Here is a 9,802-nt window from a genome sequence, read left to right as displayed (position 1 = left end):
ATATACAGTCATAGGACTGATCAGGGGCAGGAAAGAAAAAGTCACTGTCTTTTTCCCACCAGGTTTTATCTGCATAGGATATACAAGCTTCTTTCACAGAGTCTGATAATGGGATATATCGGCTCACGGTCAGTTTTGGCTTCACGGATTGTAAGAATCCCCATCTTCGAGGTTTACATCCTTATAGCGAAGACCAACAACTTCAGAGAGCACGAAGTCCATAGCCATAGAGAATACGAAATATCACAGGTAGCGCCAGATGCATGTTTCTTGCAACCTCCCGAGGTTCTGTTTCATCAGCTGCTTTTATCACAGATACTATCTGTTCATGTGCTAAATATATAGGGAACAAATGAATTATGATTCAAGCCGTGCCATTGCTTCATCCTCTTTTACCTTGAACGGATGATTCTCGAACGGCCTCAGACGCTCCAGACCGATCTCTACGACCTTCTCAATAGCAGGATCGAATAGTCGGTGTTCATCGTCTGATCTGCTTTTCGCATTCTTTTTGCAATTCATTAGAACTCTCCTCCTTTTTCAGCTATTCATTTGCAAACCAAAGCGGACAAGTCCGCTTCAAACTCCCTGAATCCCTCAATCTTTGAGGGACTTGTTACGCTTTGCGCGCCAGATGCAGTCTGCTTTAGCAGACATATTCCTCATGCATCTGGTCGCATCCTCGCGGAGCGTTTTTATGTAATAGGAACATTACGCAGTAATGTTCCTATTACATAAAAAAAACTCATCCACAAGACCATAAACAGATCTGTGTAATCGAGTATTTTCATTCAAAAATTTATATAGAGTTATAAAAGCAATGATTTTTGCTGAGAAAATGCCGGTTTTGACCGTAATTTACTCTACTTAACGCTAACCGTATCGGCGAAAACAATGTCGTCGCCATAATCTCTTAGAAAAAATTATTTTTTTATTTTCTCAGAAATGGGCCCGTTTTTGTTGGAAAATCAGCTTTGCCTATTTCGCCCATTCGTTTGCAATTCCGCTGAAAAAGGAAGCGTTTTTCATACGTTTCCAATAAAAAACGGAATGATTTCGCGATTTCTGCTAATCATTCCGCGTTGGCCGTCGCCAAGAGGATTTGAACCTCCGACCCCTCGGCTTAGGAGAGCTCCAACCTATTGTCACTCTCTGTCAATCTGAGGTAAGGTAAACCCAAGTGGGACACTATATAAAACTGTTTCCGATTCAATTCGAGTTATTCTGAATACCCCCTCTGTCAAGCTCTCGTAAAGCTCTGAAAGTTAGCTGATTGTTTGCTCCAGCTAATAATTGGGGAATGCCTTGATATTACCATCTGACATCTGTTATATGACCACCATGCTTCGTACGTTCGATCATGGTAAACAGTATTCAATTAAACTTCCTATCGAAAGCACAAGATATTTTCTTGTCTATAAATAATATAACGCATACGAGACGGTTTGTCCATGCGTTTTTGACTGGCTACTTTGATATTTTCAAAGCAGCTTCGAAGTCGCTTCTGAAAGTCATTCTTCAAAAGCTGATACCTTCAATTCGGTTGGATGCTCCCGTGCTCTGAATTAAAGCAACTTCTAAGAGTGTTTTCAATTCATCTACATTGGCTTCGAGAAATAATTCCTGTCTGCCTTGTGTTCGTGTATGCTACCAACTATTTGAATTTAAAGATTCATTTATTGATTCATTTGAAACTTTATTTGTATTATTATTCCGATACTTATTTCTTATATCGTTGCGAATCGTTTTTCCACTAAAATTACACTATTTTTTCACTATTTTTCATTACTTCATCGTCTTCGCCAGTGAATTGAGCAATGCCCGCATCTCTGGATTTGCCAACACTTTTGCCAGAAGTTCCGGATCGACTTCATCAGCAACAGTTGCATTATTATTTTCCTGCTGTACATGCATCTGTGGATCCAGATTCTTTTTCTCATAAAACGCTTCTTCAAAAAGCTCTGCATTTTTCCTTCGGTCATCATCCAGAATATGAGAGTACACATCCGTAACCATATTGACCTGAGCATGGCCGGAATCACCCTGTACCGCCTTGATGTCTCCACCATTCAATTTCAGCTTATAAGTAACGCTGCTATGACGAAAACTGTGAAATACAACCGGTGGGAGATTATAGTCCTCGATCAGTTTTTTTAAAGGACCACGGATTGCTCCATCTCCGAGAGGAAGACCAAAGGTACTTGCCATAACCAGGTTATAGTCCATATATTCATCACCAAGAATTTCTTTCATTTCATCTTGCTCAACCTTCCAGTCTACCAACATATTAGCAACACTCTTCGGTAAGAATATTTTACGCACACTGCTTTCTGTCTTCGGTGTTTTCAGAATACGGACCGTAGAATTCTTCTTATGATTTGTCGGAAATACCAACAACACATCTTTTCCATCCAATGCATTTAAAGATTCTTTTCTTATACGCTGTGATTCTTTGTTGATGAAGACATATGCACGGTTTTCTTCAATTGCCTCAGGAGAAATATCTACACAATCCCAGGTAAGACCAAGCAGCTCACCAAGTCGCAGGGAACATGAGAAAGATAGATTAATTGCGAGCTTTAATCGTTCATCTTCACAGACACTGAGCGCATACATCAATGTATCCGCTGTCCAGATGTCTCTTTTTTGTGATTTATGTTTTGGTACAGTCGCATGGGTGCAAGGATTCTTCTCCATCAACTCCCATTTCACTGCCTGTTCAAAACAGTTTCTAAGCAGCTTATTAATATCCCTGACCGTACTGGAAGATACAAATTCATTTCGACTGGTTTTATTCAATGGATTGATAACTGCACGTCTCTTCAAAAGACTCTGATAATATCTTTCGATGAAACGGGTATTGATCTCTGAGAGTTTCGTATCACCAATGATCGGAAGAATATAGTTATTGATAAGAGAGACATTTCCTTCATATGTAGAAAGCGCCCAGTTTTCTTTGCCATAAAGTGCAACATATTCTGTAATAAGCTCGTCCAGTGTTTTGCATTTACGGACGACAAATGATCCCATCTCTTTTTTATATTCAATTTCTTTTTTTCTTCTTTTAGCTTCGGCTTTTGTTTCATAGGTTTCCCATTTTTGTTTTCTCTCGCCTTTTTCATTCGTATAAGAATAGATTACATTGAATTTTCCGTTTCGTTCTCTTATTGATGCCATATTATTGCATACTCCTTTCCAAATCTCTTTGCTCCATCCAGTCCTCAAATTCATCCCGACGGATCCTAACTCGACTGCCAACTTTTATTACGGTGAACTTTCCTGTATCCGCCCACTTGTTGATCATGCTTCTGCTGACCTTTGCCAGATAGGAAGCTTCATCAAAAGTAAGATACTTTATATTTCCATTGCTTCCTCGTATTCCGGTCTGTGATAATTTCTTCCGCCGGAAATTAGCCAGGGCAATATTCTGTTCCTGTGCAAGTTCTTCATAATCATTCGATGGATCCAGCTTATACCGATCCTGACCTTCCAGGAATTTTTGAAAACTCTCTTTTGTGATCCTTTTCTTTTCTGCAATCACAATGAATTCAAAAAAATGACTATACTTTGGATTATCAAGAATTGTATATACTGCGCTTCTGGTTGTTCCAAGCAGCTGTGCCATCTCAGGCATCGTAATTGTTGCATCTTCCAGAAGAGCGTCTTTTTCTCTGTCTTCCTTTGTTCGATACCGGGACTGGCTTTTATACCAGTTCTGAAAAGATTCTTTTGGTATTCGTTTCCAGTAATCGACAATAACAGCTTCCATTTGATTTTTCTTGAGTAAATCATAAACAAGATACTCATCAACACCCAACAGATCCGCAACTTCCTTAACGGAATAGGACCAGGATTTCAATTCTTTCCCCGGTTCTTCTCCGGTAACTTTATGGTATTTAATCTGATTGGCGTACCATTTTTCAAAGCTGGCAATATTGATTCGTATCTTTCCGGCAATCTCTTTAGATTCAAAAACATTTTTATGCACCAGCCAGTATCGATCTGTCTTTTTTAATCCCAGCAGCTTTCCCATTTCCGGCACGGTCATCCAGGTTCTCTTTTGTGTCGGACGCCGTTTGTAAGGACTGTCTTCTGATATCTTTGAAATGATCTCTTCAACAGCGTCCATTTCCGGAACTTCTTTTTGTTTCATAATTGCTGTTGCCATTTATTCTTCACTTCCTGTCTTTTTTAGTGTTAGTGTTTTTTCTTATATCATATCTCAAATCCAGATAAAAATTTAGGATGTCGATTGCAGACAAAATCTGCCTGATCAACACCCTGTTTTTTATTGTTCCAAGTTATCGAGCCAGTCATCGAAACTCTTCTTAGAGATGCGATACTTTCCGCCATCCAACTGGATCCACCGGAATTCCTTTTTCTTTAAAAGGTTATAAATAGTAGGTCTGCTGACTCCTAAGATTTCCTGTAACTCTTGAACTGTATAACATCTTTTTTCTGACATTTCTTTATCCTCTTTTCTTTGAAATATGAAAGAAAAATTATCCCTTCATATAACGAAACGCTCAGAGCATGTTTTACAGTGGTCAAAAGCAAATTTTTTTACTTTTTTTCTTACGAGTTTTCTTTAATGCAACTCGTAACATTAGATTTTTACATTTTTCATGAAATTAAGTAAAGAAAAAGAGCATATGGAATTGAATCCATACACTCTATGATTACTGGAACTTTATTTCATTTTTAATTCAACAAACTTGAATTTACCTTCTGCTCATATAAAATATATCAATATCATAGCTTTTCCCTCTGTCCTGTCCCGGCACGACGACGGATAGCCCATGCTCTTTACATATCCTGTCGCTGGTGCGCCGGATATGGTAATAGCTTTGTTTGTTGGAATGGTACTTTTTGTAGTCAACGAAGCTGACCGAGTTAAAAATCAAGTGATTATGCAGATGGTCTTTATCGACGTGAGTTGTCAAAACAAACTCATACTTGCCGCCTAATACCGCCCCGGCAAGTTCCATGCCGATTTTGTGCGCTTCTTCCGGTGTGGTTTCTCCCACCGCAAAGGATTGTATCAAGTGCCGCCCTAAATGTGTGCCGCGATCTCCGGCAGCTTCCCGCGTCCATGCAAACTCAATATCGGCGGTTTCCAGCCCGCAGCCGAAAGAGGACGCAAGCAGCTTCCCGTCTGTCTTTTCGGGATTTAAGATATAGTCTATCGCAGCCTTTAAGGTTGATTTAATAGGGTGCGTCTTTGTAACCGCCATATCTCGTCCACCGCCTTTTTAATGTCCTCTATATCCTGCCTGTAAACCGTCCCCGTCGCATTGGCGCGTTTTGCAATTTGGTTGATGTTCCGGCTCACCGCTTGCAGTTCCCGGATATATGCTTTTGTGTCGCTTCGGTCAACGACAAGAATATACCCGTCTATCGCCATTTTACGGAAGTATGCCCCATACTGCTTTATGGGAAGCTGCTTCATCTTCTCGTCGATCAGCCGCTTTTCTTCTTCCGTAACGTAAAACTTCATCTGTATATCTCTCTTCGGTTTTCCATTTCCGCACCGCCTTTCGGTATAAGGGTTTGGGATTATCCCAACAAGCATTTTCCGCAAACGGGTACTCGTTTGCTGTGCTTGTTATCTACTCCATACCCCCACCGAAAGGCGGTATTTGTTGCGCGTTCCTTTGATTTTGGACGCAAAAAGATTGCAGCCGCCATGCGCTGCAATCTCCCGATTTCTCATATTGTGAGGTTAATCCTCTGCTTTTTCGACTTCCGTTATCTCCCTTGCTGTTGCGGTTACAATCCGTATGCCTTTATCGCTCATACCGTCCAGCAGCGCGTCAAGCTGCCGCCGCCCGGTGGATTTCTCCGCATTGCTGTTCGGGAAGAAAAATTGATCTACCGAATATGATACCGGGTTACAAGGTCATAGAATACCTGTAAACTCGGCTGTTGTCCCTTGTTCTCGATATTCGCAAGGTAGCGCGGGGAAATATATAACTCGTCGCTTACCTTTTTGCGGCTCTCGCCGTATTCATTTCTCGCGGCTTTTATAGCTGCCCCGAAAGCCTTAAAGTCGTACAATGGTACGGGTCTTTTTGCCATTTTCATTCACCCTGTTACATTTTACAGTTCACCTTTCTTTTTGGATATGTCCACACAATTCATATCATTAGGTTAAATACTTCCTGTTGTGTATTGACAGTAGACTGATTTTCTGATAAAATAAAATTTATGTAAAAGGAGGCGGCGTTTATGTTGCATAGCATGCGTATTAGATAAGCATTGAAAAAAAGGATTTTCCCATTTTCAACATGGGCTTTTTTGTCATGCTTATTTTGCGGATGCTATACAAAAAACTAACGACGTATAGATATAGTATAGACATAGTGCAAGCTATGCCTTAGTTTTGTTGTACTGCTCTGTGCATTATAAATGCAGGTCAATGCTCATGTTGAGGATTGACCTGCATTTTTTTGTGTAAAAAGGACGAGTGAAATATAATGCTTAAAAAATATTGGATAAAATGTCCGATTTGTAACGGAAAGACGAGAGTTCAAGTATTTCATAATACTGTATTAAAAGATTTTCCTCTTTTCTGCCCTAAATGCAAATTGACGCATATCATTGATGTAGAAAAATTAGAGATTGTAATCAAAAATACAGAAAAACAAACTTTTATTATTTAGAAGAAAGGATATAAAAATGAAACGTTTACCTAAATATACGCCTGCGGAAGTACGGAATGATCCATACGGATTTACTTACAAAGAAATGTCGGAAGTTATTGGCGAGAATGAAGCAAAAGCCTTATATGAAGAATTATATAAGCAATTACCACGCAAAAAAAATCTATCAATGTTGGTAAAAAATATTTGCAAAAGCAGTGATACTGAAAAGTATGTTTACGAACTGAAAGACAACAAATACATTGAAACGGTTTTTATCAAGCGGCGAGATGGTGGAACTGTTTGCGTGAGCACACAAGTCGGTTGTCCTGTTGGTTGTATTTTTTGTGAGTCGGGCGAAATGGCTTTGTTCGTAATCTAACATCGTCAGAAATCGTACAACAGATTATATTGTTGCGTCGAAAAGTAAACCGTATCGTTTTTATGGGTATGGGAGAGCCTTTATTCAATTATGACAACTTGATAAAAGCAATCCATATTCTCCGAGATAGATATGGGCTCAACTTTCCAACCGACGGCATTACCATATCAACAGTTGGTCCGGTCGATCAATTAAAAAAATTGCGCGAGGAACATCTTAAAATTCAGTTGACAATATCTTTACACGCAGCAACACAATCTGCAAGAAATCGTATTATTCCTCACATGCGCATATATGCTATTGAAGATGTTGTTAAGCAAGCCTTATCCTATTCTGAAAGGCATAATCGCAAAATTGTCTTTGCGTATTTGCTTTTACCGGGTATAAATGACCGGCCCTCAGATGTAAGACAACTTGCAAAATGGTTTCGGGGCAAAAAAGTTATGATTAACGTGTTACAATACAACCCAACAAGCAATTCAAGAATTAAAGCACCACAGAAACGGGAAATAGTTGCATTCAAACATCAATTAGAGCAAGCAGGACTTGAAGTTACTATGAGAGTTTCTCATGGCAGAGAGATTAACGCGGCTTGTGGACAGTTAGCTAACACATATAATAAATTCAAAAAAAATGATTAAAAGTGCCAGACGCATAGACGCAGAGCCGATAACGCATTAGGTCAAAAAACCTATGTGTTATCGGCTTTTTTATTTAATATTGCGCAAAAGCCGCTGTTCCCTATTATAGAATGGATTGCGGGTAGTGTATTAAAGTCGCCCTTTTTTAAGGATACGGCGGTATCGGGGAGGTATCGCCGTGTCCATTTTTATTTACTGTAACCCGCCTAATGCTTTGCGGTCAAAAAAAGCTATGCTCCGCAAGCGGGATATTCCGGCTATGAATGTGAACTGTCAATACATTTAGCTACTGCTTACATTTCCTTTGCGCCCGTCCGCGTCTTGCGGACGGGCGCATTTTGCTTTTTTCAACTTTTTTCTGAAAAGCGCACTCAAGAGCCATTCTCCCGAACGGGTACGGAGCGAAAGGGGCAGAGAGGACAAGCCCTTAACTCCCGTCCTCTACTCCACGCGGGAAGGAGGTGAACTCTATGGAGCTATCTTCTTCCGACAAGGAAAGAATACAACATCAGTACGACGCATTAGCAAAGAAAACTTTGGTCGGCGAAGCGAAAAGCCACCGCCGCACTCTTGCGAAACGCGCAGCACGCGAAGTTACTTTTTCGGATTTGAGCGAAAGCGAACTCGCGCAGCTTTTCACAACGGACGAATACGAAAGCGATTATTTCCGTTTTCAAGTGTCCGGCTTTGATGTACTCGTCAAAAATGAACTGCTTGCCGAAGCCCTTAACGCTTTGCCCGAAAGGAAACGCGACATTATCCTTTTGTCCTACTTCTTGGATATGAGCGACGCGGAAATTGGCGAACTGCTGAATGTTGTACGCACGACGGTTTTCCGGCACAGGAAATCCGCGCTTGCGAAAATCAAACAGTATTTGGAGGGAAAAGCAGATGATGAATACCGTTAGGAAGTCTGAAAATCTGTTGCCGTTCCCTGTCATTTCCGCAGCGGCAAACGGCGACACAACCGCCATGTGCGCGATCTTGAAGCACTACGAGGGTTACATAGCGAAACTTTGTACCCGCACGCTGAAAGACGACGCGGGCAATACCTATTCCTATGTGGACGAGGAAATGCGTAACAGGCTGCAAGTGCGCCTTATTACCCGCACCCTTGCTTTTCATGTAGGATAATCTTTTAGCCCATGCGGGGAGCGTGTCCCCTTTCCACGCTTCCTTGATATATACTTTTCTTGGTGCGTATTTCACCGTATTGTCCTCCCATCTGAATTTTTGAAATGCTTAAAATCCAGATGGAGAGGCGGCGAACGACACCTAACACCACTAATAGCCCTGCGGCACTTTCCAACAAAAATCGACAAAAGAAAAACCGCAAAGGCTCTGTGACCTTTACGGTTATAGGAAATAGTAATTCTATTGTATGGAGATTGTACTTCTACTTTCAAGGCAGGAAGTACCGTTGCATAGGCAGAAATTTTTTTAACTGGTTTCCTGCCGTTCTCTGATATGCTATGTATTGATAAATTTTACTTCGTATGAGCAGATGAATAACCGCCCGAAAAAAGAACATAAAAAAATCCCTCCAAATTTAAAAACAAATTCAGAGGGTAATTTAGGGTATAACAAAATAACCCACCCGAATATCGTTTTTTTATTTGGTGAGTTTGTTCTTTCAAATACGAAACAAAAAGAGCCGATGATTCGTGAATTGTTCCACAATTTCATCGGCTCTGCGTCTTAAGCGTCTGGCTCTTTGATGACAGTTATCTTCAAGTTGTCAACTTTAATCAATCTTTCTTGTCTGCATTTTGGACAATAAAGGGGATAATTCTCCAAAACAGTGTCCTTCCTAATTTTATTACGGGTTTTACTCCCACAAACAGGACACAATATCCATTCGCATTTCATCATAATTAGTCTCTAATCCTTTCAAATCTCATTTTATATGACTTTTGCAAGCTGTTAAGCTAACTTGTGGAACATATGCCGAACCTTATCTATACGGCTATTCGGGCGGCGGGGTTGGCAAATAAATTTACCAATAGCTGGCTGGTATCCTTTTAACTCTGTCAAGCAGACTCCCTGCCCATTTGTGAAATAAGTTAAATCGTTCCTGTATTCTTGAATACATCTAGCAGGGATTTCTCCTTTCAGAATGACCTCGTCATTCTTTATCC

At 40.5% G+C, this 9,802-nt stretch carries 11 protein-coding genes and 3 pseudogenes; 5 read left to right on the top strand and 9 right to left on the bottom strand.

Going from position 1 to position 9,802, the window contains the following annotated elements:
- Positions 1-357: 357 nt before the first annotated feature.
- From R1Y93_RS02215 to R1Y93_RS02185, 7 genes and pseudogenes are all read right to left on the bottom strand, one after another.
- Positions 358-522, bottom strand: coding sequence for a hypothetical protein (locus tag R1Y93_RS02215; protein ID WP_500821467.1), 165 nt, complete (start codon positions 520-522; stop codon positions 358-360).
- Positions 523-1,785: 1,263 nt separating this feature from the next.
- Complete coding sequence (locus R1Y93_RS02210; RefSeq protein ID WP_173817058.1) at positions 1,786-3,177, bottom strand: site-specific integrase; 1,392 nt, start codon at positions 3,175-3,177, stop codon at positions 1,786-1,788.
- 1 nt (position 3,178) lies between these two features.
- Positions 3,179-4,168 (bottom strand): helix-turn-helix domain-containing protein, encoded by a 990-nt coding sequence (locus R1Y93_RS02205; RefSeq protein WP_003864534.1) that lies wholly within the window; start codon positions 4,166-4,168, stop codon positions 3,179-3,181.
- Between the two features lie 120 nt (positions 4,169-4,288).
- Complete coding sequence (locus tag R1Y93_RS02200) at positions 4,289-4,465, bottom strand: helix-turn-helix domain-containing protein (protein ID WP_003864535.1); 177 nt, start codon at positions 4,463-4,465, stop codon at positions 4,289-4,291.
- Between the two features lie 289 nt (positions 4,466-4,754).
- A pseudogene (locus R1Y93_RS02195) lies at positions 4,755-5,234 on the bottom strand (relaxase/mobilization nuclease domain-containing protein); the annotation flags it as partial.
- A complete protein-coding gene (locus R1Y93_RS02190) occupies positions 5,195-5,572 on the bottom strand; it encodes a plasmid mobilization protein (RefSeq protein WP_500821466.1) in 378 nt (125 codons plus the stop codon). The pseudogene R1Y93_RS02195 and the gene R1Y93_RS02190, both read right to left, overlap by 40 nt.
- Positions 5,573-5,722: 150 nt before the next feature.
- Positions 5,723-6,078, bottom strand: a pseudogene (locus R1Y93_RS02185) (helix-turn-helix domain-containing protein).
- 398 nt (positions 6,079-6,476) lie between these two features.
- Between R1Y93_RS02185 and R1Y93_RS02180 the strand changes: the two are divergent.
- The 5 genes from R1Y93_RS02180 (at position 6,477) to R1Y93_RS02160 (ending at position 8,798) form a co-directional block, all read left to right on the top strand.
- Entirely contained in the window at positions 6,477-6,662 is a 186-nt protein-coding gene (locus R1Y93_RS02180; protein WP_003431289.1) for a cysteine-rich KTR domain-containing protein, read from the top strand.
- Between the two features lie 16 nt (positions 6,663-6,678).
- Positions 6,679-7,023 (top strand): hypothetical protein, encoded by a 345-nt coding sequence (locus R1Y93_RS02175; RefSeq protein WP_500821465.1) that lies wholly within the window; start codon positions 6,679-6,681, stop codon positions 7,021-7,023.
- A 32-nt stretch (positions 7,024-7,055) separates the two neighbouring features.
- Complete coding sequence (locus tag R1Y93_RS02170; RefSeq protein ID WP_500821464.1) at positions 7,056-7,664, top strand: radical SAM protein; 609 nt, start codon at positions 7,056-7,058, stop codon at positions 7,662-7,664.
- Positions 7,665-8,134: 470 nt separating this feature from the next.
- The gene (locus R1Y93_RS02165) at positions 8,135-8,572 is read left to right on the top strand and encodes a sigma-70 family RNA polymerase sigma factor (protein WP_002604474.1); all 438 of its coding nucleotides are present in this window, start codon (positions 8,135-8,137) and stop codon (positions 8,570-8,572) included.
- Positions 8,556-8,798 (top strand): helix-turn-helix domain-containing protein, encoded by a 243-nt coding sequence (locus R1Y93_RS02160; protein WP_002604473.1) that lies wholly within the window; start codon positions 8,556-8,558, stop codon positions 8,796-8,798. Before R1Y93_RS02165 ends, R1Y93_RS02160 begins: the two co-directional genes overlap by 17 nt.
- A 564-nt stretch (positions 8,799-9,362) precedes the next feature.
- Here the strand turns inward: R1Y93_RS02160 and R1Y93_RS02155 are convergent.
- Positions 9,363-9,533: a cysteine-rich KTR domain-containing protein gene (locus R1Y93_RS02155; RefSeq protein ID WP_004614788.1), complete on the bottom strand. Its 171-nt coding sequence runs from the start codon at positions 9,531-9,533 to the stop codon at positions 9,363-9,365.
- A 54-nt stretch (positions 9,534-9,587) separates the two neighbouring features.
- Positions 9,588-9,802, bottom strand: a pseudogene (locus R1Y93_RS02150) (tetracycline resistance ribosomal protection protein); the annotation flags it as partial.

It is taken from the genome of Blautia sp. HA3515, assembly GCF_059933065.1.
Note: the sequence above shows the minus strand (reverse complement) of the source record. Positions and strands in the feature narration are given on the sequence as shown.

What these genes read in the sequence shown, in the direction of transcription:
- R1Y93_RS02175 (WP_500821465.1), top strand. Translation starts at nt 6,679, where the DNA reads ATGAAACGTTTACCTAAATATACGCCTGCGGAAGTACGGAATGATCCA.
- R1Y93_RS02160 (WP_002604473.1), top strand. Translation starts at nt 8,556, where the DNA reads ATGATGAATACCGTTAGGAAGTCTGAAAATCTGTTGCCGTTCCCTGTC.
- R1Y93_RS02205 (WP_003864534.1), bottom strand. Translation starts at nt 4,168, where the DNA reads ATGGCAACAGCAATTATGAAACAAAAAGAAGTTCCGGAAATGGACGCT.
- R1Y93_RS02200 (WP_003864535.1), bottom strand. Translation starts at nt 4,465, where the DNA reads ATGTCAGAAAAAAGATGTTATACAGTTCAAGAGTTACAGGAAATCTTA.
- R1Y93_RS02180 (WP_003431289.1), top strand. Translation starts at nt 6,477, where the DNA reads ATGCTTAAAAAATATTGGATAAAATGTCCGATTTGTAACGGAAAGACG.
- R1Y93_RS02215 (WP_500821467.1), bottom strand. Translation starts at nt 522, where the DNA reads ATGAATTGCAAAAAGAATGCGAAAAGCAGATCAGACGATGAACACCGA.
- R1Y93_RS02210 (WP_173817058.1), bottom strand. Translation starts at nt 3,177, where the DNA reads ATGGCATCAATAAGAGAACGAAACGGAAAATTCAATGTAATCTATTCT.
- R1Y93_RS02155 (WP_004614788.1), bottom strand. Translation starts at nt 9,533, where the DNA reads ATGAAATGCGAATGGATATTGTGTCCTGTTTGTGGGAGTAAAACCCGT.
- R1Y93_RS02190 (WP_500821466.1), bottom strand. Translation starts at nt 5,572, where the DNA reads ATGCTTGTTGGGATAATCCCAAACCCTTATACCGAAAGGCGGTGCGGA.
- R1Y93_RS02165 (WP_002604474.1), top strand. Translation starts at nt 8,135, where the DNA reads ATGGAGCTATCTTCTTCCGACAAGGAAAGAATACAACATCAGTACGAC.